We start from the raw sequence: 21,039 nt of genomic DNA, 5'->3' as shown, positions 1-21,039 counted from the left end.
TGGTCCCGGCCATGCATATCAATGATTTACGTCACGTCGTCTTCTAGAGGGGAGCAGGATGTCGCACGTCTCAACGATCACCGCCGCGCGCCGGTGGCTGCCGGTTGCCCTGGCACTGGCGCTGGCCGCCTGCTCGGGCAAGGAAGAAACCCCGGCGCCCGCACCCGCCACTACGCCCGCCGCGGCTGCATCAACAGCACCGGTGGTCGCCGCCAAGGTGCAGTCGATGGGCACCGAACAGCTGCGCGAATCGGCCAGCCAGGCGCTGCGTGAGAACCGCATGTATGCGCCGGCCGGCGACAACGCCATCGAGTACTACCTGGCACTGCGCGACAAGACGCCGGACGACGCTTCGGTGAAGAGCGCGCTGACCGATCTGCTGCCCTACACCCTGATCGCCGCCGAGCAGCACCTCGGCCGTGAGGACTACCCCGAGGCGCAGCGCCTGGTAGCGCTGATCGAAAAGGTGGACGCCTCCGCCCCTGCCCTGCCGCGCCTGAAGGAAGGCCTGGCCAAGGGCGTGGAGAACGCGGCCAAGCGCACCGAGACCGAAGCTGAAAAGGCGAAGAAGGACGCCGAAGACCGGACCAAGCAGCAGGCCGAACAGCAGCGCCTGACCGAGCAGCGCGCCAAGGAGGCCGATGCGGCCAAGCAGATCGCCGCGCAACAGGACGCCGCGCGCCGCGACAACGAGCGCCAGGAAGCCGAGCGCCAGGCCACCGCCCGCCGCGAGGCCGAACAGAAGCAGCAGCAGGCGGCCGCCCAGCAGGCCAGTGCCGCACGCCAGGCCACGGCAGCGGCGGCACCGAGCCTGCGCCCGGTCAGCACGCCGGCACCGCGCTATCCGGCCGAGGCACTGCGCGCCGGGACCTCCGGCGAAGTACTGGTGGAAATCACCGTCGGCACCGACGGATCCGTGATCAATGCCCGCGTGCTGCGCGCAACGCCGTCGCGCGTCTTCGACCGGGAAGCGATGAACGCAGTGAAGCGTTGGCGTTTCGAACCGGTCAGCGCACCGGTCACCACCCGCCGCACGCTGGTGTTCGCACCGGGCGGCTGAGCGGGTAACGCCGGGCCACGCCCGGCGGCAGTTGTTGCCCACAGGGCCCGGAGCGTTCCGGGCCTTGTCCGTTTCAGCAGACGCTGTCGATCAGGCGTTGCAGCGCCGGATCACGCGCAGCCAGCACCTGGAACAGGCCCAGTGCGTGCAGGCCCGGCAACAGTGCGCGCAGGTCGGCCTCGGCAGTGGTGCGGAGGGTGGGATCACTGGCCGGGTCCTGCCAGTCGCGGACGCTGGCAAGAAAGGCGCCAACACTGCCCTTGCGCACAGTGAGCCCGTTCACCTGCACGTCGTTCTGGTGATCGGGGAGGATGTCCTGTGGCTGCATGGTGTGGTGCTCCATTGAGGGGAGCCCAGTGTCAGGCTTGCCGTTCGACTGTTCTGCCGTATAACTGCCACACGATATGGCAGAACAGACATCCTCCGCATTGATTGACCCGGCGCTGGCCGATGCCGCCGACGGCCCGGTGTTGCTGGGGGCGCAGCTGCGCCTTCCGGGTCCGCGCCGCACGGCACGCCACCAGCACGCCCGCGGGCAGCTGCTGGGTGCACATCAGGGCCTGCTGCGGATCGAGGTCGGCGACCTGCACTGGCTGCTGCCGGCGGGTCATGTCGCCTGGATACCACCTTCGCTGCCCCACGCACTGGCCAGCACCAGTGCGTTCGACGGCTGGAGCCTGTACTTCAGCGCGCAGGCCTGCACCGACCTGCCTGCAGCCCCTCGCATCTTCCAGCCCGTGCCGCTGCTGCAGGCCGCGGTGATCCGGGCGTTGCAGTGGCCGCATGTTCCGCTGGATGCCACACAGGCGCGACTGGCCGGGGTGATCGCCGATGAGATAGCCGCCAGCTCGCCATTGCCGCTGGCCCTGCCGCAACCGCGCGACCGTCGCCTGCGCCGGATCGCTGCCGCACTTGCACGTTCACCGGACGACCTTCGCAGCGTCGAGGACTGGGCGGCCGTGATTGGACTGTCCAGTCGCAGCCTGGCGCGCCATTGGCTGGCCGAGACCCACATGACGCTGAGCCAATGGCGGCAACGCCTGCGGGTGCTGCTGGCACTGCCACGCCTGCTGGCGGGAGAACCGGTGATCAGCGTCGCGCTGTCGATGGGCTACGACACACCCAGTGCCTTCATCGCCGTGTTCAAGCGCGAGATGGGGGTGACGCCTGCACGCTACGGAAAAGGGGACGGAGGGGATTAAGTCGCTTCTACCCTCCCCCACACAATCTCGCGGCATCGCCTGATGCCCTCCGCAGCCACGGTCGCCGCACGCTGGTCACTCCTCGGACCCGTGAGCTCCCATGCCTCGACAAGCACGCCTGATGTTGGCCGGCCAGCCCTACCACCTAACCCAGCGCGGTGTGAACAAGGGAGCGATCTTCGTTGACGATATAGACCGCCAGTTGTTTCTGCATCTGTTGCACGGCGCCTTCCTGAAACACCATGTCGCGCTGCACGCATACGTACTGATGGGCAATCACGTCCATCTATTGGCCACACCCTCCACTCAGGTCGGCTTGGCCAACGCGATGCGGATGCAGGGCAACAACTATGTCCAGGCATTCAATCAGCGGCATGAGCGCAGCGGACCTCTCTGGCAGGGCCGATTCCATTCTTCGATGGTGGACAGCGACGCCTATCTGCTCAGCGTTTATCGCTACATCGAACTCAATCCCGTTCGCGCAGGCATGGCAGCCCATGCGGAAGATCACCCATGGTCGAGCGTGCACGGAAACCTGCAGCGCCGCGATGATCCGATGCTGACGGAACATCCCGCCTTTCAGGCACTGGCCCCGACCAAGCGACAGCGGACGACGCTCTATGCGCAGTTCCTGCGGGATCTGAATGCGTCCGCTGACCTGCCTGCAATCCGCGCTCACAGTACTGCGCAACATCCATTGGGAAATGCGACGTACCTGCGAATGGTGGAAGAAACACTCGGGCGACCGATGGTGCTGCGCAAGCGGGGACGCCCCCGAAAGGAGGGGACGGGAGAGGCAGAAACGACTTAATCCCCTCCGTCCCTTTTTCCGGTCAGCCCGAGATGGCCAGACGCTCGTTGTGGTAGCGACGCACGGCAGCGAACCACAGCACCGCGGCCAGGCCAAGGCTGGCGCCCAGGTAGATCGCCCACACCGCCGGCGTGATCGTTTCTTGGCGGATCACCTTCAGCAGCATCTGGTTCTGCGACAGGAACGGCACGGCGTACTGCCACAGCTCGCTCTTCAGCGGATAGGCCACCAGCGCATAACCGGGCATCATCGGCAACAGCATCAGCCAGGTCATGTGGCTCTGCGCTTCCTTCATGCTCTTGGCCGCCGCCGACAGGAAGGTCAGCAGCGAGGTACCGATCATCAGCATCGGCAGCATCACCAGCAGCATCTGCAGCATCGAAGCGACGTTCATGTTGAACTGGCGGCCGATGTTGCCGGGCGCGATCTGTGCGCTCACCTTGAATGCCACCAGGGTCAGCAGCAGTGACACGAAGCCGACCACGCAGGCAGCCGCGATCTTGCCGCTGACGATCGCGCTGCGCGAGCCGGGCGTGGCCAGCAACGGTTCCAGTGACTGCCGCTCGCGCTCGCCGGCGGTGGCATCCATCACCAGATAGGCGCCGCCGATGAACGAGGTCAGCGTGAGCAGCACCGGCAGCAGCATCGAGAGGATCATGCCGCGCTTGGCCTCGGCACTGGCCAGGTCCTGGCGTGCCACATCCAGCGGCCGCGCCACCTGCGCGTCAACGCCACGCGCCATCAACCGCAGCGCACCGACCTGGCCGTTGTAGGTGGCCAGCGCCGCTTCCAGCCGCGCACTGGGCACTTCAGCAGCACGGCGGGTACTGTCCTTGATCACTTCCACCAGCGCCGGCTTGCCGTCGGCCCAGTCCTTGCCGAAGTCATCGCTGATGCGCAGCGCCACGTCGATGTCCTGGCTGCGGATGGCCTCGGCCAGGTCCTTCGGCGCCGGTGCGGTATTGAGCCCCTGTGCGGCGAGGAAGCGCACCAGGTTCGGTGCATTCTCCGCACCGATGGTTGGAATCTGCAGCGGCTGTTCGATCTGGGTGCGTACCCGGCTCTCGGCCAGCTTGCCCATGCCCAGCAGCAGCACGGGGTAAAGCAGCGGCCCGAACAGCAGGGTCAGCAGCAGCGTGCGGCGATCACGGGAAAGATCGCGCAGCTCCTTGCGCATTACCGTCATCAGGGTCGACATCATGCTCATGCGTGCAGGCCCTCTTCGCTGCCGATCAGTTTCACGAACGCGTCTTCCAGGTTGGGTTCGCCGGCCTGCGCGCGCAGTTCATCGGCGCTGCCGTCCGCCATCACCGTGCCCTTGGCGATGATCACGATGTGGTCACACAGTGCGCCCACCTCCTGCATGATGTGGCTGGACAGGATCACGCAGCGGCCCTCTTCGCGCAGGCCCAGCAGGAAACGGCGCAGCGCGCGCGTGGTCATCACGTCCAGGCCGTTGGTGGGTTCATCAAGAATGACGTTGCGCGGGTCGTGCACCAGCGCGCGGGCGATCGCGGTCTTGGTGCGCTGGCCCTGCGAGAAGCCATCGGTCTGGCGATCGAGGATGTCACCCATGTCCAAGGCATGCGACAGCACTTCGATGCGTTCGCGGATGCGCTCGGCCGACAGGCCATGCAGCTCGCCGAAGTAGGCGATGTTCTCGCGCGCGGTCAGGCGCTTGTAGACACCGCGCGCATCGGGCAGGACGCCAAGGTGGCGGCGTACTTCCACCGGATTGCGCGCCGCGTCGATGCCATCGACGCTGATGCTGCCCTGATCCGGAGTCATCAGTGTGTACAGCATGCGCATTGTGGTGGTCTTGCCGGCACCATTGGGGCCGAGCAGGCCGGTGATGCGGCCATCCTCGGCACGGAAGCCGACGTTGGCGACCGCCTGGATGCGCCCGGTACGGGTGTCGAAAGCCTTGTGCAGGTTGTCGGCGACGATCATGGTTCCCATCCGTTGAACGAGGTGAACGCCGGCACGTAGCTCAGCGTGTCCAGGCAGCCGGCATCCAGCGCCTTGGCATCGGTCCTGTCGATGAACTGGCCGAGCAGGCGCGGCATGCAGCCGACACTCAGCGTGCCGTGGCCCTGGCCACGGGCGACCAGTGCACGGCCATTCGGCAGGCCCTTGAGTACCTGCTCGGCGTAGCGCGGGGGTGTCACCGGATCCAGTTCACCGGACAGCAGCAGCGCGGGTACCTCGCTGCGCAGCGGCACGGCATTGGCGGCTGGCGCCGGCTGGTGCGGCCATACCGGGCACGCGGCGAAGAACGCGCTGGCCACCTCGTTGCCGAACAGTCGCTCCGGGTCCTCGGCAGGCGCCCTGTAGCGCGGCGCATCCTCGCTGCAGATCACCGACCACTGCATGCCGCGGTTGATCTGGAAATCCATGCTGCGGTTCGCACCACGCGCGAGCGAGGCCAGGGGCGCGTAGCGTCCCTGCGCGGCCTCATCGAGCACCAGCGGCAACAGCGAGGCGTACTGCGGAACGTAGGAGAAAGCGAAGGCCAGACCCACCACGCTGTCCGGATTCAGCACATCCTTGCGGGTCTGATAGGTGCCAGGATCGCGGTACTCGACCGAAACCGGGGCACGGCGCAGTGTCTCGACCACGCTGCGCAGCTGCGCGCGGGTGTCGGTCGGGAAGCGCTTGCTGCAGGCGGCATCCTTGCGGCACTGCGCCGACTGCAGGGCGATCGCATCCTCGAACGTTGTGGCGAAGTCGCCACCCACCACCAGTTCATTGGGCACTACGCCATCGATGACGATGCTGCGGGTGTGCTGCGGGTAAGCGCCGGCATAGCGCTGGGCCACGCGGGTCCCGTAGGAGCCGCCAACCAGGTTGATCCGGTCCACGCCCAAGGCCTGGCGCACGGCGTCCAGGTCGGCGATGGCCTCGGTGGTGGTGTAGAAGCGTGCATCAGCACGCCCCTGCAGCGAGGCCGCGCATCGCTGTGCGTAGTCGCGCAGCGACGCCTCTGTGGGGGCGGCGTCCTCGTCCATCTGCAGTTCCTTGCCGTCCGTGCCGTGGCAGCTGAGCGGATTGGAGCCGCCGGTGCCGCGCTGGTCGATCAGGAACACGTCACGCTGCTTGCGCACCTGGCGCAGCGCGGTATCGACGATGACGGCCACTTCGCTGGCCGCCTGGCCGGGGCCACCGGCCAGGAAGAACACCGGGTCGGGCTGGCTGGAGCCGCTGCTGCCCGATTCCAGCCAGGCGATGCGCAGGCCGATGCGTCGGCCATCGGGCTGTGCACGGTTCTCCGGCACCTGCAGGGTGGCGCACTGCGCCTCGACGTTGGCGCTGGCACCTTCGGTGGACAGCGTACAGGGCTGGAAATCGATCGTGCCGAAGCGGCGGCTTGGTGCATCGCTGGCGCCTTCGGCGCCGGGTGACGGTAACTGGCTGCAACCGGCAAGCATCAGGCTGGCCAACGCTGCGGCCAACGCGAGGTGGTGTCTTTGCATCGTGCTCGTTTCCCCTGGAGGACGTTCCTGGCAACCACGACGGGCTGCCGCGGAAGATGTGACTCAACTTACACGGGCACGGCGTCGTCGGCGATGGGCAAGGCCGAAATCGTCGCCGGAACGGCGCAGACCAGGCGATCGCGACCCTCGGCTTTGGCCCGGTACAACGCGGCGTCAGCCGCTGCCAGCAGCGTCGACAGATCACCTTGGCCCTCGTCCATGGCCAGGCCGATGCTGGCGGTGACCGTCACCGGCCCACCGGCCAGCAATGCAGGGTACTGCTGCAGGCGGGTGCGGATCAGCGCTGCCAACGCCACTGCGTCGCTCGACGTACCGTCGGCCAGGACCAGCACGAATTCCTCGCCCCCATAGCGACCCAACAGGTGTGTCCGCCCCTGCGTGCTGTGCTGCAGCACCGAAGCAAAGTGACGTAGTACCTGGTCACCGGCCAGGTGGCCCCAGCGATCATTGATCCGTTTGAAGTGGTCGACGTCGACCAGCAGCAGGGCCAGCGGCCGTTGCTGCCGGCGCATCAGCTGCAGCTGTGCCTGGCCGTCGGCCAGCAGCGCGCTACGGTTGAGCAGGCCGGTCAGGCCATCAGTGCGTGCCGCATGCCGCAGATCGACCAGCATGCGCTCGACCAGCAGCAGAACCATCGCGAAACAGCGCGCCAGTTCCAGCATCACGCCGGCGATGTAGGTAACGAACATCGGCGAGCCGGTACGCATGATGTCCTCGCCGGCATCGGGTGCCACCGGCAGGAACAGGCGCACGGCGTACAGCACAGCCTCGGCCAGGAACACCGCCGCCGCGAGCCGGCAGCTGGTGCGCTGCTGCGCGGGTGCATGTCGCAGCAGCAGCCATGCGATCCAGCCATCGACGATCAGCGCGAACACACTGAACACCTGCAGGCGCAGGTGCAGGTTCGGCCAGAGCACCAGGAAGGCGAATATGCCTGCCATGAACGCGGCCGCGATCAGCAGCGGCCGCCACAACGGCAACGGCTGCTCCAGGTGCAGTGCCACGCCGCGCAGCATCATCAGGCCACAACCGGCCATCGCCGCATTGCCGGCCAGCACGGCCGGGGCCAGCGGCAGGTACGGCCGCAAGGCCAGCAGGGTCACGCCCACGGTCAGCAGCCACAGGCTGATGGTCCACTGGCGCAGCACCGGTTGCCCGCGCAGCACGACCAGCAGCAACGAGAACCCCACCGCAATGCCGATGCAGAGCAGGAAGCCAAGCACGGTGATGGTGGGGAAATCCAGGGACATGCGGCGCTCGTCGACCGGGGCGGCGCGCGCATCTTAGCGCCTTGTGGTGCAGTCCCCATGGCGTTGTCCGGTCCGAGGGTGATGCGGGGTCGGAAAACGGCGAGCAGGACCGGCGACGCATGGGCAGACTCCGCAGGAAATCCAAGGAGACGTCCGTGCACACCTGGTACCTCGGTGGCCTCGACCACCGCCCCTTCCAGCACCTGTTCGAGAAAAGTGAGCGCGAACTCGCCGCGCTGGGCATCCAGCGTCGCTGGGCCGGCGAGAGCGGCGGCCATCCCTGCCGGATCAGCCTGAGCGATCCACCCAGTGGCAGCGAACTGCTGCTGTTGTCGCATGTCCATCTGCCCCTGCACTCTCCCTATCACGCCTCCGGCCCGATCTTCGTGCAGCGCGGGGTGACCCGTTGCGTGCTGCCAGCGGGCGAGGTGCCTCCCTATGTGCAACGGCGGATGATCTCGCTGCGCGCCTATGACCACGCTGCGCTGATGCTGGCTGCGCAGGTCTGCGCCGGCACCGACGTCGCCACGCAGCTGGACACCCTGTTCGCCGACCCAGCGGTGGCCTTCGTCCAGTTGCACAACGCGGCACATGGCTGCTTTTCGTGCCAGGCCGATCGGATCGACCGCGAGATTGGCCAGCACGATCTCCACGACGTGATCGATGCCACGCCTGTCGCGTGACCGCCAACGCATCCGTTCAGCCCCACGTGAAGCTGGCGGGAAGGGCTTCACACCCACAGTCACGGATCGGCGCTTCCGTGGTTCCTCAGCCCGCACCGCGACTCGATACTCGCCGTGGTGCCGCCGAAAGTCCGCCGTGCAGCGCAGCTCCTGCGGTCACCGCTCTCTTTCGACGACCACAAGGAAGCGCCATGTCATTCCGATCCACACCGCTGTTGCTGGCCACTTCATTGGCCGCCGCTGGCCTGCTGGTAGCCAGCGATGCATTTGCCCATGGCACGATGACCACGCCGATCAGCCGCGTCTATGCCTGTTTCCAGGGCAATCCGGAGAACCCGACCAACCCGGCCTGTGCCGCCGCCAAGGCCGTCGGTGGTTCGCAGGCGTTCTACGACTGGAACGGCATCAATCAGGCCAACGCCAACGGCAACCACCAGGCCGTAGTGCCCGACGGCAAGCTGTGCAGCGGCAACAACCCGACCTTCCGCGGGCTGGATGTGAACCGCAGCGACTGGCAGACCACTCCGATCCAGGCAGACGCCAACGGCAAGTTCACCTTCGTGTTCAAGGCAACCGCACCACATGCCACGCGCGACTGGCGCTTCTTCGTCACCCGCGACGGCTGGCAGCCGGGCAGCCCGCTGCGCTGGCCCGACCTGCAGGAGTTCTGCACGCTGGGCAACACGCCGCTGTCGGCCGATGGCACCTACAAGCTGGAGTGCACGCTGCCGCAGCGCAGCGGCCAGCATGTGATCTACAACACCTGGCAGCGCTCGGATTCGACCGAAGCGTTCTACACCTGCATGGACGTGCGCTTTGAAGGCGGCGGCGGCAGCACCCCGCCGGCAGCGCAGTGGCAGGACGCCGGTCCGGTCACCGCGCGCGGCGAGCTGCCGGTCGGCACCACCCTGGCGCTGCGCGTGTTCAATGCCAACGGCAATGATGTCGAACGCGTGGAAGCGATCCTGGCCAGCGGCCAGACCGCGGCCGCACAATGGCCGTTTGCGCTGGCCCGCAAGGTCAATGCCAGTGCCCAGCATGCGCGCGTGGGCGTGCTGAACAACGGCGTGATCACGCCCTCCGCCTCGGCCACCGACAACCGCGTGTACCTGAAGAACGGCAACCGCTTCCAGCTCGACACCAAGGTGCCGGACCCGGGGACGCCGTCACCGGGCGGCGATTTCGACCACGTATACCCCGCCGGCATCGGCAGTTACGTGCCGGGCCAGACCGTGGTGAAGGGCAGCGATGGCAAGCTGTATGCCTGCCGCCCGTTCCCGGAAGGTGCATGGTGCAACGTCAACGCCGAAGCCTATCGGCCGGGTGCTGGCGCGGCCTGGCGTGATGCGTGGGTGCCCTACTGAGATGTCATTCGGGGAACGGCGGAAGAACGCCGTTCCCCGAACAATGTGAGCTTCATCTCAGCAAAGTAAACGCACCTTCCCCTTTCAAACTATTCCTATAGCGACCAGGGGAACGCGTGTCGAAACTCCGCGGGGTTCCATCACCCACAGGAGATTCTCCATGCATTTGTCCCAGCGGGCCGTCCTCGCGCTATCCGTTGTCGCGGGTGTAGCCGTATCTGGCGGCGCTTTCGCACACGGCACTCTGTCCAAGCCATCCAGCCGCGTCTATTCCTGTTACCAGGGCAACCCCGAGAACCCGACCAACCCGGCCTGTGCCGCCGCCAAGGCCATCGGTGGCGCACAGCCGTTCTATGACTGGGCCGGCGTCAACCAGGCCAACGCCAACGGCAACCATCAAGCGGTTGTTCCAGATGGTGAGCTGTGCAGCGGCGGCAACAGCAAGTACCGCGGCCTCGATCTGAACCGCAGTGACTGGCCGACCTCGCCGATCCGCGCCGATTCGAGCGGGCGTTACACCTTCGAGTTCAAGGCACCGGCGCCGCATGCTACACGCGAGTGGAAGTTCTACGTCACCCGCGACGGCTGGCAGCCGGGCAGCCCGCTGCGCTGGGCGGACCTGCAGGAGTTCTGCACGCTGGGCAACGTGCCGCTTTCCGGCGACGTCTACAAGCTGGACTGCCCGCTGCCCGAGCGCAGCGGCCAGCACATCATCTACAACACCTGGCAGCGCTCGGATTCGGGCGAAGCGTTCTACACCTGCGCGGACGTGCGCTTCGAGGGGGGCGGTGGCGTGACCCCGCCGCCGCAGTGGCAGGATGCTGGTCCGGTGACCGCCCGCGGTGCGCTGGACGTTGGCACCACCGTGACCCTGCGCGTGTTCAATGCCCAGGGCAACGACCTGGAACGCCCGGAGATCACCCTTGCAGCCGGACAGACCGCTGCAAACCAGTGGCCGCTGGCGCTGGCCCGCAAGGTCAATGGCAGCGCCCAACAGGCACGCGTGGGCGTGATGAAGGATGGCGTGATCACGCCCGTCGCCTCGGCCACCGAGAACCGTGTCTATCTGAGGCCGGGCAACCTGTTCCAGCTCGATACCCGCTTGCCGGGTCCGGTCGATCCGCCGCCGGGTGACGACTACGACTTCGTGTATCCGGCCGGTATCGGCAGCTACAAGCCGGGCGAGACCGTGGTCAAGGGCACCGACGGCAAGCTCTACGCCTGCCGCCCGTTCCCGGAAGGCGCCTGGTGCAACATCAACGCCGATGCCTACCGCCCGGGCACCGGCTATGCCTGGCGTGACGCCTGGATCGCGTACTGAGGCACGGCACCGGGGGCGGCGTGACGCCGCCTTCGGTTCGTGGGACTGCCGGCCAGCGGCCGGCACTACCCGGGATTACTTACTGCTGACGTACTTCTCGCGGCGGATCTGCGGATTGCCCAGGCCGGCGGCCTTGAGGAGTTCGGCACAGGCATCGACCATGTCCGGGTTGCCGCACAGGTAGGCGATGTCGGTGGCCGGGTCCGGGGTGAAGCCGGACAGCGCCTGCTGGACGTAGCCGTGCTGCACGTCCGGGTGCGGATCGGCGGGCAATTCGCGCGACAGGCACGGCACATAGCGGAAGTTCGGATGCTTTTCGGCGAAGCTGTAGAAGTCTTCGCTGTACAGCAGTTCACCCGGGCTGCGCGCGCCCTGCAGCAGCACGATCTGCACACCGCGCTCGGCCATGGCCTTCTCCAGCAGCGGCAGCATGGAGCGGTACGGGGTAACGCCGGTACCGGTGGCGATCAGCAGGTAACGGGCGTTGTGGTCACCTGGATTCAGGCAGAAGCGGCCGTAGGGGCCGGACGCGCTGATCTGGCCGCCCTGCTCCAGCGCCTCGAACAGGGCCGTGGCGGCGCCACCGGGTACGAAACTGACCGCGATATCCACCGCCTCGCCCGGGCCCAGCGCGTGGTCGTGGATGGTCGCCAGCGAATAGCTGCGCTTGGTTTCGGTACCGTCGGCGTAGCTGAAATGGACCTGGATGAACTGGCCGGGCTGGAAATCCAGCGGCTGTCCATCGTCACGCACGAACTGGTAGTGGCCGACGGTCGGGGCCAGCATGCGGCAGCCGACCAGCTTGAGGGGGAATTGAACAGGCACGACTTTTCGGGACAGTGTGTAGCCGGGGCAAGCCCTCGGGGTCTTCTATAATAGCCCCTCCCCGCCCCTCTCCAGCGCCAGCCCATGGGCGCGAAGGCTTCGAGCTTGGCTTCCCTGAACGATACGGCGCCCGCCCTGCGCGTGCGCGACCTGCGCAAGACCTACGACAACGGCACCCAGGCCCTGAAGGGCGTTTCCCTGGAAGTGGCCCCGGGCGACTTCTTCGCCCTGCTCGGCCCCAACGGTGCCGGCAAGTCGACCCTGATTGGCATCATCAGCTCCCTGGTCAACCTCAGCGAGGGCCAGGTGGAAGTGTTCGGCAGCGACCTGGTGCGCAACCGCAGCGCCACCATGCGCCTGATCGGGCTGGTGCCGCAGGAAATCAACTTCAACCTGTTCGAAAAGCCCTTCGACATCCTGGTGAACTACGCCGGCTTCTACGGCGTGCCGCGCGAGGAAGCCGAGCAGCGCGCCGAAGAGGAACTGAAGCGGGCCCACCTGTGGGAAAAGGCACAGGTGATGAGCCGGACGCTGTCCGGTGGCATGAAGCGCCGGCTGATGATCGCCCGCGCGATGATGACCCGCCCGCGCCTGCTGATCCTGGACGAGCCGACCGCCGGCGTGGACATCGAGATCCGCCGCGACATGTGGCGCGTACTGAAAGAGATCAACGCTGCCGGCACCACGATCATCCTCACCACGCACTATCTGGAAGAAGCCGAGTACCTGTGTCGCCATCTGGCGATCATCAACCACGGCCAGATCGTCGAGCAGGGGCCGATGCGTACCCTGCTGGCCAAGCTGGACGTGGAAGGCTTCCTGCTGGACATCGACGGTGACCTGCCGGCGCAGCTGCCGGTGATCGAGGGTGCGACGCTGACCGCGCCCGACCCGCACACGCTGGATATCGACATGCCTCGCGCGATGGACCTCAACCGCGTATTCGCCACGCTCAACGAGGCCGGTATCCGCGTGCGTTCGATGCGTACCAAGAGCAACCGCCTGGAGGAGCTGTTCGTGCGCCTCACCGGCAACCTGGAGAAACCCGCATGAGCACCACCGAGCTGACCGACGGCCAGCGCAACCGCGTCGCACTGATGACAATCGTGCGCCGCGAAGTCGCACGCATCATGCGCATCTGGGGCCAGACCCTGGTACCGCCTGCGATCACCATGACCCTGTACTTCCTGATCTTCGGCGGCCTGATCGGCTCGCGCGTTGGCGACATGGGTGGTTACAGCTACATGCAGTTCATCGTGCCTGGCCTGGTGATGATGAGCGTGATCCAGAACAGCTACGGCAACATCAGCTCCTCGTTCTTCGGCGCCAAGTTCGGCCGCCACGTGGAAGAGCTGCTGGTCAGCCCGATGCCGAACTGGGTGATCCTGTGGGGCTATGTGGCCGGTGCGGTGCTGCGCGGCCTGATGGTGGGCGTGATCGTGCTGATCATCGCGATGTTCTTCACCCCGGTGCGCATTCCGCATCCGCTGGTGACACTGACCACGGTGATCCTGGGTGCGACGATCTTCTCGCTGGCCGGCTTCATCAATGCGGTGTATGCGAAGAAATTCGATGACGTGGCGATCGTGCCGACCTTCATCCTGACCCCGCTGACCTACCTGGGTGGCGTGTTCTATTCGGTGAAGCTGCTGCCGCCATGGGCGGAGGCGGCCACGCACGCGAACCCGATCTTCTACATGGTCAACGCGTTCCGCTATGGCCTGCTGGGCAGCAGCGATGTGCCGGTGCTGGTGGCGTATGCGCTGATGATCGGTTTCGTGGTGGTGCTGACGGCGCTGGCGCTGTGGTTGTTGCGCCGTGGCGTGGGCATGCGCAGCTGAGGATGTTCTGCAGGGCCTGCGGCCCTGCACCCGCCGAATCAACGTCAACGGCAACTTCAACAGCTGACTATCCGTGGGATGGCGGGGTGGGTCCGGTTGCGGGGGACGCTGCAAGTACGTCCATGTAAGCTCGATCGCCGCATCCATGCGGCTCACGCCCCCGCAACCGGACCCACCCCGCCCTCGACAGGTTCCCGCTGCTGTTGGTGGGTGTCGACCTTGGTCGACACGGTAGATCCACGCCATGCGTGGATGAAGCGTTCCCTGTAGAGCCAAGCCGATGCTTGGCTCTTTTCGTTTCGGATTGCGGCTAGGCTGTGGCGATGAAGATCATTTCCATTCCTTTGGACAAGGCCGTGTCGGATGGTCCGATCGATGCGTTCAGCCGTGCGTTGCTGAGCGGTTCGCCCACGCTGGATGAGGTGTTGGGTTGCCTGGCCTCACTGCAGACGGCTGATCCCCTTCATCGTTACCTGTGCACGCTCGATGATGTCGGCCAGTGCCGTTACACCAGCATGCATGCATCCGACGACGAGCGTATCGCGTTGTACGAGGACGAGGAGCCGGCAACACCCGGAGATGCCTGGGCCGCGCGCAGGCGGTTGCTGGCGCATGTGGTCGCGCAGCTCGAGCACTCCATGCATCGGCTGGAGTGGAGCGCGCTGGCGGGTACCTTGATGTGCAGCGATGAGGATATCGAGGCGCTGGTCGCTGCCAATGCGACACCGGATCTCATCATCGATGACGTGGTCTGCGTGCAGCAGGTGCCCGTGACCCGTGATGACCTGCTGATCGCCGCCCTGCCCAACGGCTACTTCAGCGCGGACTGGGACATCTTCCAGAACCACGCCCTCATACGGCATCTGCAGGAGCACTACGACTACCGCCTGTTCGGACTCGGCGCATCGTGGCTCGGCTTCCAGCGCGACAGCGCACCGTCGCCTGCAGAGGCGAGCGCGTTGGTCGCGGACCTGCAGCGCGTCTATGCGGCCGGAACGCACGACACGTGGTCAAAACTGGCTGCAACGCTGGCCACCCGCACCACGCTTCTATTGGGTTACACCGAAGACTTCAGCGAACAGCTGCCCTGAGCACCGCTCTGCTCGAGCGAGCGCAGCGAGCGGCCCGCTTCCGCTCTTGATCTGCTTCCCGTGGTGGCCGCGCCCAACCAACCCCAATGAACAGTGCATTCCGCGAACCACCACGAGGGGCACCGCCGTTGGCCGCAATCTCCGGCACAATCGCACTCCTGATTCCCAGAAGACGGTGAACGTGCAATGCGCATCCTGATCCTTGGCGCCGGCGGTACCGGCGGTTACTTCGGTGGTCGCCTGGCCCAGACCGGCGTGGACGTGACCTTCCTCGTGCGCCCCGCACGCGCCGCCCAGCTGGACCGTGACGGCCTGGTCATCCGTAGCCCGCTCGGCGATGCCAGCTTCCCGGTACAGCACGTCACCGCCGAAGCCCTGCCCGCGCTTGCCGCACAGAAGCCGTTCGACCTGGTCATCCTCAGCTGCAAGGCCTACGACCTGGACAGCTCGATCGATGCCATCGCGCCGGCAGTCGGTGCGAACACCACCGTACTGCCGATCCTCAACGGCCTGCATCACTACAACGCGCTCGATGCGCGCTTCGGCCGCGAAGCGGTGCTCGGTGGCCTGTGCTTCATCAGCGCCACCAAGGCACCCGACGGCGCCGTGCTGCATCTGGGCAAGCCGGCCAAGCTCACCTTCGGCGAGCGCGACGGCGGTGTGATCTCCACGCGCGTGCGCGCCTTCGCCGCCGCCTGTGCGCAGGCCAACCTGGACCACCTGGCCAGCGAACACATTGGGCAGGAGCAGTGGATCAAGTACACCTTCCTGACTGCGCTGGCCGCCGCTACCTGCCTGCTGCGTGCGGATATCGGAACCATCGTCGCCACCGATGATGGCGAAGCGATCGTGCGCGGCCTGTACGACGAATGCCTGGCCGTGGCCGAAGCTGCCGGTGAGCCGATTCCCGATGCCGCGCAGGACACCGCGCGCGGGACCCTGACCCAGGCCGGTTCAGCGTTGAAGGCCTCGATGCTGCGCGATCTGGAGGCCGGCCAGCAGGTGGAGGCCGCGCAGATCGTCGGCGACATGCTGGCGCGTGCGCGCAAGGCCGACCAGGAAGGCCTGCTGCTGCAGGTCGCCTACAGCAGCCTGCAGGCCTACCAGGCACTGCGCGGCGCGTGAGCGATACGACGCAGGCCAACGCCCTGCCCGTGCGGGTGTTGATCCTCGGCATGGGCTGGAGCGGGTGCGTGCTGGCCACGCATCTGCGGGTGTTGGGCGTACGCGTGGTCGGCACGGTGCGCGACCCGGCGTCGGCACCGCACGATGGCCTGCTGCGCCATCAGCTACGCGCCGACGCCACGCCATCGACGGCCCTGCTCGATGAGATCGCGCAGGCCGAGGCCGTGCTGTGCAGCGTGCCGCCCGATGCCGAGGGTGACCCGGCACTGCGTCTGTTGCTGCCCGCGCTGCAGGCCAGCCCGGCATTGCGCTGGGTCGGCTATCTGTCGTCCACGTCGGTATATGCCGATCGGGCCGGCGGCTGGGTCGACGAGCGCAGTGCAGCCGATGCCACTGAAGCAGCCGGCGTGAAGCGCCTGCGGGCCGAAGCGCAATGGCGTGCGCTTGCTGAAGAACGCGGCATCGCATCGGCAGTGTTCCGCCTGCCCGGCCTGTACGGGCCGGGGCGCAATGCGCTGCTGCAGCTGGCACAGGGACGTGCGCGCCACGTAGTGCGTCCTGGGCTGGTATTCAACCGGCTGCACGTGGACGACCTGGCAACGGTCGTTATCGCATCGATGCGGCGGCCGTGCGTGGATGGGCTGTATCTGCCGGCCGATGACGAGCCGGCACCGTCGCAGGAGGTACTGGCCTTCGCCGCGCAGCTGGGCGGCTTTGCGATGCCACCTGCAGTGGCATGGGACGACCCTGCACTGAGCCCGACGCTGCGACGCTTCTACGAGAGCAACAAGCGCATCGACAGTCGCGGCACGCGTGAAGCGCTGGGGTGGGAGCCGAGGTTCCCGACGTATCGGGAAGGATTGAAGGAACTGGCCGCTTCGCTACCTCGCGGCATTTGATGCGGTAGTGCCGGCCGCTGGCCGGCAACACGGTTGATTGCCGGCCAGCGACCGGCACTACCCGATCAACCCGCGTCGGGCAGGCGGAAGAACGCACGCGTCGCTGCAGTCGCATTGGCCGCCGTCACCGCCACGTCTTCGCCCCGGTCGCGCGCCAGCTCTTCCACGATGTGCGAGAGGAACATCGGTTCGTTGCGACGGTCCTTCGGCATCGGCTTCAACGTGCGCGGCAGCAGGTACGGTGCGTCGGTCTCGATCATCAACCTGTTGCCCGGGATGTTCTTCACCAGTTCGCGCAGGTGCGCGCCACGGCGTTCGTCGCACAACCAGCCGGTAATGCCGATGTACCAATCCTGGTCCAGGTAGTCGAACAGCTCGTCGCGTTCGCCGGTGAAGCAGTGCACCACCGCAGGGCCGATGCGACCCTCGAAGTTCTTCATCTGTGCCATGAAGTCAGCATGCGCGTCGCGCTGGTGCAGGAACAGCGGCTTGCCATTGTCCGCGGCCAGCTGCAGCTGGCGCTCGAATGCACGGTGCTGGGCCGGGCGCGGCGAGAAGTCACGGAAGTAGTCCAGCCCGCACTCGCCCACCGCCACCACTTCCGGGTGCGCATGCAGCGCGCGCATCTCGGCATCGCATTCCTCGGTGTATTCCACCGCGTGATGCGGGTGCACGCCCGCGGTGGCGTACAGGAAGCCGGGGTGCTGCTGCGCCAGTTGCACGGCCAGCGGCGAGTGCTCGCGGCTGGCGCCGGTGATGACCATCTGCACCACGCCGGCCTGCCGTGCGCGGTCCAGCACGGCATCGCGGTCACGGTCGAAGGAGTCGTGGGTCAGGTTGGCGCCGATATCGATCAGTTGCATGGTCATCGCGGGGGAAAAGTGCCCGCGCATTGTACCTGCGGCTGCCGTGGCCCTTTATCCTTTGCACATGAACGCCCCGCTCTTCCCGATTTCCCCGCTGTTGCCGCAGATCCAGCAGCACCTGGCCACACACCCGCGGCTGGTGCTGGAGGCCCCGCCCGGCGCCGGCAAGACCACCCAGGTGCCACTGGCCCTGCTCGATGCGCCGTGGCTGCAGGACCGGAAGATCATCATGCTGGAACCGCGCCGGGTGGCAGCGCGCAGCGCCGCACTGTTCATGGCGCGGCAGCTGGGCGAAGAGGTGGGCGGCACCGTCGGTTACCGCATCCGCTTCGAGAACAAGGTCTCCGCGCGTACGCGGATTGAAGTCGTCACCGAGGGCATCCTGACCCGCATGCTGCAGGACGACCCGATGCTGGAAACGGTCGGCGCGATCCTGTTCGATGAATTCCACGAACGCCACCTCAGTGGCGACCTCGGCCTGGCCCTGGCGCTGGACGTGCAGGCGCAGCTACGCGAGGACCTGCGCCTGGTGGTGATGTCGGCCACGCTGGATGGCGAGCGCCTTGCCCGCTTCCTTGATGCGCCGCGCCTGAGCAGCGAAGGCCGCAGCTACCCGGTGGCGGTCAGTCACTTCCCGGCGCGCCGCGATGAAGCGCTGGAACTGCAGGTGCGCCGCGCGGTGCAACAGGCATTGGCCGAGCACCCGGGTGACCTGCTGGTATTCCTGCCCGGCCAGCGCGAGATCGCGCGGGTGCAGGCCGGGCTGCAGGAATCGCTGGATGCCGGCGTGGAAGTGCTGGCTCTGCACGGTGAGCTGCCAGTGGAACAGCAGGCGCGGGTGTTGCAGGCGTCCAGTGATGGCCGCCGCCGCGTGGTGCTGGCCACCAACGTCGCCGAGTCCTCGGTAACGCTGCCAGGCGTGCGCGTGGTGATCGACAGCGGCCAGGCACGCGAGCCGCGCTACGACCCCAACAGCGGCTTCACCCGGCTGGACGTGGTGGCCATCGCGCAGGCATCGGCCGACCAGCGCGCGGGCCGCGCCGGCCGTGTCGCCGAGGGCGTGGCGTGGCGGCTGTGGCCGCAGTCGCAGCGGCTGGAACCACAGCGTCGCGCCGAGATCGATCAGGTGGAACTGGCCGGGCTGGCGCTGGAACTGGCGGCCTGGGGCAGCAGCGACCTGCGATTCCTCGATCCGCCACCGGCGGGCCCGATGGGCGCGGCACGCGAACTGCTGCAGCGGCTCGGCGCGCTGTCCAGCAGCGGCGCGATCACCGCACTCGGCCGGCGCGTGCTGGCGCTGGGTACGCATCCGCGGATGGCGGCGATGCTGCTGGCGGCGCCCGATGCACGTGCGCAAGCCCTGGCCGCCGACCTGGCCGCCTTGCTGGAGGCGCGCGACCCGCTGCGCCAGGGCGGTGACGCGCTGGCGGCGCGCTGGCGTGCGCTGGCGGCGTTCCGCAATGGCCGCGCACCGGGCGACGCCAACCGCAGCGGTCTGGCCGCGATTGATGCCGCCGCCAAACAGTGGCGACGTCGCCTGCGCTGCGATGCCGCACCGCCAGCCAGCATCGAAGCCCATGAGCTCGGTGACCTGCTCGCGCACGCCTTCCCCGACCGCATCGGTTTCCAGCACCCCAGCGACCCACTGCGCTACCTGCTGGCCAATGGCCGCAGCACGCGCCTGCACGAATTGAGTGACCTGCGCGGCGAGCCGTGGCTTGTGGCCAGTGAACTGCGCTTCGAGGCACGCGACGCCCTGCTGCTGCGTGCAGCACCGGTGGACGAAGGCCAGCTGCGCAAGTCGTGGCCGGAACGCTTCGTCAGCGAGGATGTGGTGCGCTGGGACAGCGAGCGTCGCGCGCTCGTCGCGCTGCGTGAAACCCGTTTCGACCGCATCGTGCTGGACAGCCGCTCGGCCGGCCGGGTTGATCCACAGCACGCCGCGCAGGCGCTGACCGACGCGGTGGCCGAACTCGGCCTGCAGGCGTTGCCGTGGACCGAAGGCCTGCGCCAATGGCAGGCGCGGGTGGAGTCGCTGCGGCGCTGGATGCCGGAACTGGATCTACCTGACTGCAGCGATGTGGCCCTGCTGGCCAACCGTGCGCAGTGGCTGCAGCCTGCGTTCGCCGGCAAGACACGGTTGGATGCGCTGGACGAAGCCAGCTTCGGCGAGGCGCTGAAGTCGCCGCTGGAATGGTCGCAGCGGCAGCTGGTCGAACGTCATGCGCCCACCCGCATCACCGTGCCGTCCGGACTGGAGCGGCCAATCACCTATGCGCTGGACAGCGAGAGCGGCGAACCGCTGCCGCCGGTGCTGGCGGTGAAACTGCAGGAACTGTTCGGCCTGGCCGACACCCCGCGCATTGCCGATGGCCGCGTGCCGCTCACCCTGCACCTGCTGTCGCCCGGCGGGCGGCCGTTGCAGGTCACCCAGGATCTGCGCAACTTCTGGGAAAACACCTACGCCGAGGTGAAGAAGGAAATGAAGGGCCGCTACCCGCGCCATCCGTGGCCGGATGATCCGTGGACGGCGACGGCCACCCATCGGGCCAAGCCGCGCGGCACCTGATTGCTGGGGTCGGATCCCTTTGCAGCGCAAAGGGCTCTGACCCCGTCTCCAGGGAAAGCGCTCCAACCCCACCCTGCCTGATCCTGAATGGCTGCGGTAGAGTCACACCACGTGCGACCCCGACTGACATACCGTTTACGGGCAACGCGCGACACTGGACTCCGACCCGAGGCAAAGGACCCCCCGCATGAGCAAGCTGACCGTAATCACCGACCGCGCTTTGGAGCGCGCCCTGGAGCTGGCCCACACCGCCGGCGACGGCCTCAAGAGCGCCGGTGGCAGCCTGCGCAGTGCCGACTGGATCAAGACCGGTGCCGCCATTGGCGCGGTGAAGACTGGCGGCAAGGCCGCGACCAGGTTCGCGCGCCGCAACCCGGCAGTCGCCGTGGCTGCCGCAGCCGTTGGCGTCGGCCTGCTTGGCTATGCGCTATACCGCAAGCAGCAGAAGAAGAAGGCCGCGCAGGGCCATGTGGTGAACGGCCAGGCCCAGCGCATCAATGCGCGCGACCGCCGCAATGACACCGTGGTCGACGAGCACAGCGACATCGGCAGCGATGCCTGAGTCTGCGGGGGTCAGAGCTCTTCCTGCGGAAGGGATCTGACCCCACCAGCTACGAGAGGGCCGGGTACCGGAAAGT

20 protein-coding genes are annotated in these 21,039 nt (G+C 67.1%); 13 read left to right on the top strand and 7 right to left on the bottom strand.

Annotated elements, in window-relative coordinates; all coding sequences use genetic code 11:
* Window positions 1-58 precede the first annotated feature (58 nt).
* Window positions 59-1,060, top strand: coding sequence for an energy transducer TonB (locus AC13GA_RS11360; RefSeq protein ID WP_482998154.1), 1,002 nt, complete (start codon window positions 59-61; stop codon window positions 1,058-1,060).
* 73 nt (window positions 1,061-1,133) lie between these two features.
* Here AC13GA_RS11360 and AC13GA_RS11355 read toward each other — a convergent pair whose 3' ends face one another.
* The gene (locus tag AC13GA_RS11355) at window positions 1,134-1,388 is read right to left on the bottom strand and encodes a hypothetical protein (RefSeq protein ID WP_012512430.1); all 255 of its coding nucleotides are present in this window, start codon (window positions 1,386-1,388) and stop codon (window positions 1,134-1,136) included.
* Between the two features lie 76 nt (window positions 1,389-1,464).
* Between AC13GA_RS11355 and AC13GA_RS11350 the strand changes: the two genes are divergently transcribed.
* Window positions 1,465-2,262, top strand: a complete 798-nt coding sequence (locus AC13GA_RS11350) for an AraC family transcriptional regulator (protein WP_482998153.1) — start codon at window positions 1,465-1,467, stop codon at window positions 2,260-2,262.
* 100 nt (window positions 2,263-2,362) lie between these two features.
* Window positions 2,363-3,073 carry a transposase gene (locus AC13GA_RS11345; RefSeq protein WP_482998152.1) on the top strand — a complete coding sequence of 237 codons (711 nt, stop codon included), beginning with the start codon at window positions 2,363-2,365 and terminating at the stop codon, window positions 3,071-3,073.
* Between the two features lie 22 nt (window positions 3,074-3,095).
* On the opposite strand, the gene AC13GA_RS11340 is transcribed toward AC13GA_RS11345, so the two are convergent.
* The 4 genes from AC13GA_RS11340 to AC13GA_RS11325 all read right to left on the bottom strand — a co-directional run bounded on the left by AC13GA_RS11340 (window position 3,096) and on the right by AC13GA_RS11325 (window position 7,817).
* Window positions 3,096-4,280, bottom strand: a complete 1,185-nt coding sequence (locus AC13GA_RS11340; RefSeq protein ID WP_482998151.1) for an ABC transporter permease — start codon at window positions 4,278-4,280, stop codon at window positions 3,096-3,098.
* Complete coding sequence (locus AC13GA_RS11335) at window positions 4,277-5,023, bottom strand: ABC transporter ATP-binding protein (protein ID WP_136639224.1); 747 nt, start codon at window positions 5,021-5,023, stop codon at window positions 4,277-4,279. Before AC13GA_RS11335 ends, AC13GA_RS11340 begins: the two co-directional genes overlap by 4 nt.
* A complete protein-coding gene (locus tag AC13GA_RS11330; protein WP_482998150.1) occupies window positions 5,020-6,546 on the bottom strand; it encodes an alpha/beta fold hydrolase in 1,527 nt (508 codons plus the stop codon). Before AC13GA_RS11330 ends, AC13GA_RS11335 begins: the two co-directional genes overlap by 4 nt.
* Window positions 6,547-6,614: 68 nt before the next feature.
* Window positions 6,615-7,817, bottom strand: coding sequence for a GGDEF domain-containing protein (locus AC13GA_RS11325; protein WP_482998149.1), 1,203 nt, complete (start codon window positions 7,815-7,817; stop codon window positions 6,615-6,617).
* Between the two features lie 155 nt (window positions 7,818-7,972).
* Between AC13GA_RS11325 and AC13GA_RS11320 the strand changes: the two genes are divergently transcribed.
* The 3 genes from AC13GA_RS11320 (at window position 7,973) to AC13GA_RS11310 (ending at window position 11,185) form a co-directional block, all read left to right on the top strand.
* Window positions 7,973-8,500, top strand: coding sequence for a DUF1203 domain-containing protein (locus AC13GA_RS11320; RefSeq protein WP_136639227.1), 528 nt, complete (start codon window positions 7,973-7,975; stop codon window positions 8,498-8,500).
* A 191-nt stretch (window positions 8,501-8,691) separates the two neighbouring features.
* The gene (locus tag AC13GA_RS11315) at window positions 8,692-9,864 is read left to right on the top strand and encodes a lytic polysaccharide monooxygenase (RefSeq protein ID WP_482998148.1); all 1,173 of its coding nucleotides are present in this window, start codon (window positions 8,692-8,694) and stop codon (window positions 9,862-9,864) included.
* A 160-nt stretch (window positions 9,865-10,024) separates the two neighbouring features.
* Window positions 10,025-11,185: a lytic polysaccharide monooxygenase gene (locus AC13GA_RS11310; protein ID WP_482998147.1), complete on the top strand. Its 1,161-nt coding sequence runs from the start codon at window positions 10,025-10,027 to the stop codon at window positions 11,183-11,185.
* Window positions 11,186-11,260: 75 nt separating this feature from the next.
* Here AC13GA_RS11310 and AC13GA_RS11305 read toward each other — a convergent pair whose 3' ends face one another.
* Window positions 11,261-12,010, bottom strand: a complete 750-nt coding sequence (locus tag AC13GA_RS11305; protein WP_136639230.1) for a ferredoxin--NADP reductase — start codon at window positions 12,008-12,010, stop codon at window positions 11,261-11,263.
* A gap of 84 nt (window positions 12,011-12,094) precedes the next feature.
* Between AC13GA_RS11305 and AC13GA_RS11300 the strand changes: the two genes are divergently transcribed.
* The 5 genes from AC13GA_RS11300 to AC13GA_RS11280 all read left to right on the top strand — a co-directional run bounded on the left by AC13GA_RS11300 (window position 12,095) and on the right by AC13GA_RS11280 (window position 16,966).
* Window positions 12,095-13,063 carry an ABC transporter ATP-binding protein gene (locus AC13GA_RS11300; protein ID WP_006401063.1) on the top strand — a complete coding sequence of 323 codons (969 nt, stop codon included), beginning with the start codon at window positions 12,095-12,097 and terminating at the stop codon, window positions 13,061-13,063.
* Window positions 13,060-13,851, top strand: coding sequence for an ABC transporter permease (locus AC13GA_RS11295; protein ID WP_482998146.1), 792 nt, complete (start codon window positions 13,060-13,062; stop codon window positions 13,849-13,851). Before AC13GA_RS11300 ends, AC13GA_RS11295 begins: the two co-directional genes overlap by 4 nt.
* 323 nt (window positions 13,852-14,174) lie before the next feature.
* Entirely contained in the window at window positions 14,175-14,942 is a 768-nt protein-coding gene (locus tag AC13GA_RS11290) for a hypothetical protein (protein ID WP_482998145.1), read from the top strand.
* A 186-nt stretch (window positions 14,943-15,128) separates the two neighbouring features.
* Window positions 15,129-16,067 (top strand): 2-dehydropantoate 2-reductase, encoded by a 939-nt coding sequence (gene panE / locus AC13GA_RS11285; RefSeq protein ID WP_482998144.1) that lies wholly within the window; start codon window positions 15,129-15,131, stop codon window positions 16,065-16,067.
* Between the two features lie 50 nt (window positions 16,068-16,117).
* On the top strand, window positions 16,118-16,966 hold the full coding sequence (locus tag AC13GA_RS11280) for a Rossmann-fold NAD(P)-binding domain-containing protein (RefSeq protein ID WP_482998452.1): 849 nt from the start codon (window positions 16,118-16,120) through the stop codon (window positions 16,964-16,966).
* Between the two features lie 65 nt (window positions 16,967-17,031).
* Here the strand turns inward: AC13GA_RS11280 and AC13GA_RS11275 are convergent, their stop codons facing one another.
* Window positions 17,032-17,829, bottom strand: a complete 798-nt coding sequence (locus AC13GA_RS11275; protein WP_482998143.1) for a TatD family hydrolase — start codon at window positions 17,827-17,829, stop codon at window positions 17,032-17,034.
* Window positions 17,830-17,896: 67 nt separating this feature from the next.
* On the opposite strand from AC13GA_RS11275, the gene hrpB reads away from it, so the two are divergent.
* The gene (gene hrpB / locus AC13GA_RS11270) at window positions 17,897-20,401 is read left to right on the top strand and encodes an ATP-dependent helicase HrpB (RefSeq protein WP_046983507.1); all 2,505 of its coding nucleotides are present in this window, start codon (window positions 17,897-17,899) and stop codon (window positions 20,399-20,401) included.
* A gap of 187 nt (window positions 20,402-20,588) precedes the next feature.
* A complete protein-coding gene (locus tag AC13GA_RS11265) occupies window positions 20,589-20,963 on the top strand; it encodes a hypothetical protein (RefSeq protein ID WP_006401326.1) in 375 nt (124 codons plus the stop codon).
* Window positions 20,964-21,039 lie beyond the last annotated feature (76 nt).

The sequence above is a fragment of the Stenotrophomonas sp. 22DLJC03 genome, from assembly GCF_056861405.1.
The sequence above is the reverse complement of the archived record's forward strand: the minus strand, read 5'-3'. Positions and strand labels throughout refer to the sequence as shown.

Bases quoted from the DNA above. Each gene is read 5' to 3' on its own strand.
- AC13GA_RS11360 (WP_482998154.1), top strand. From the start codon at position 59: ATGTCGCACGTCTCAACGATCACCGCCGCGCGCCGGTGGCTGCCGGTT.
- AC13GA_RS11355 (WP_012512430.1), bottom strand. From the start codon at position 1,388: ATGCAGCCACAGGACATCCTCCCCGATCACCAGAACGACGTGCAGGTG.
- AC13GA_RS11350 (WP_482998153.1), top strand. From the start codon at position 1,465: ATGGCAGAACAGACATCCTCCGCATTGATTGACCCGGCGCTGGCCGAT.
- AC13GA_RS11345 (WP_482998152.1), top strand. From the start codon at position 2,363: ATGCCTCGACAAGCACGCCTGATGTTGGCCGGCCAGCCCTACCACCTA.
- AC13GA_RS11340 (WP_482998151.1), bottom strand. From the start codon at position 4,280: ATGAGCATGATGTCGACCCTGATGACGGTAATGCGCAAGGAGCTGCGC.
- AC13GA_RS11335 (WP_136639224.1), bottom strand. From the start codon at position 5,023: ATGATCGTCGCCGACAACCTGCACAAGGCTTTCGACACCCGTACCGGG.
- AC13GA_RS11330 (WP_482998150.1), bottom strand. From the start codon at position 6,546: ATGCAAAGACACCACCTCGCGTTGGCCGCAGCGTTGGCCAGCCTGATG.
- AC13GA_RS11325 (WP_482998149.1), bottom strand. From the start codon at position 7,817: ATGTCCCTGGATTTCCCCACCATCACCGTGCTTGGCTTCCTGCTCTGC.
- AC13GA_RS11315 (WP_482998148.1), top strand. From the start codon at position 8,692: ATGTCATTCCGATCCACACCGCTGTTGCTGGCCACTTCATTGGCCGCC.
- AC13GA_RS11310 (WP_482998147.1), top strand. From the start codon at position 10,025: ATGCATTTGTCCCAGCGGGCCGTCCTCGCGCTATCCGTTGTCGCGGGT.
- AC13GA_RS11300 (WP_006401063.1), top strand. From the start codon at position 12,095: ATGGGCGCGAAGGCTTCGAGCTTGGCTTCCCTGAACGATACGGCGCCC.
- AC13GA_RS11295 (WP_482998146.1), top strand. From the start codon at position 13,060: ATGAGCACCACCGAGCTGACCGACGGCCAGCGCAACCGCGTCGCACTG.
- AC13GA_RS11290 (WP_482998145.1), top strand. From the start codon at position 14,175: ATGAAGATCATTTCCATTCCTTTGGACAAGGCCGTGTCGGATGGTCCG.
- panE (WP_482998144.1), top strand. From the start codon at position 15,129: ATGCGCATCCTGATCCTTGGCGCCGGCGGTACCGGCGGTTACTTCGGT.
- AC13GA_RS11280 (WP_482998452.1), top strand. From the start codon at position 16,118: ATGGGCTGGAGCGGGTGCGTGCTGGCCACGCATCTGCGGGTGTTGGGC.
- AC13GA_RS11275 (WP_482998143.1), bottom strand. From the start codon at position 17,829: ATGCAACTGATCGATATCGGCGCCAACCTGACCCACGACTCCTTCGAC.
- hrpB (WP_046983507.1), top strand. From the start codon at position 17,897: ATGAACGCCCCGCTCTTCCCGATTTCCCCGCTGTTGCCGCAGATCCAG.
- AC13GA_RS11265 (WP_006401326.1), top strand. From the start codon at position 20,589: ATGAGCAAGCTGACCGTAATCACCGACCGCGCTTTGGAGCGCGCCCTG.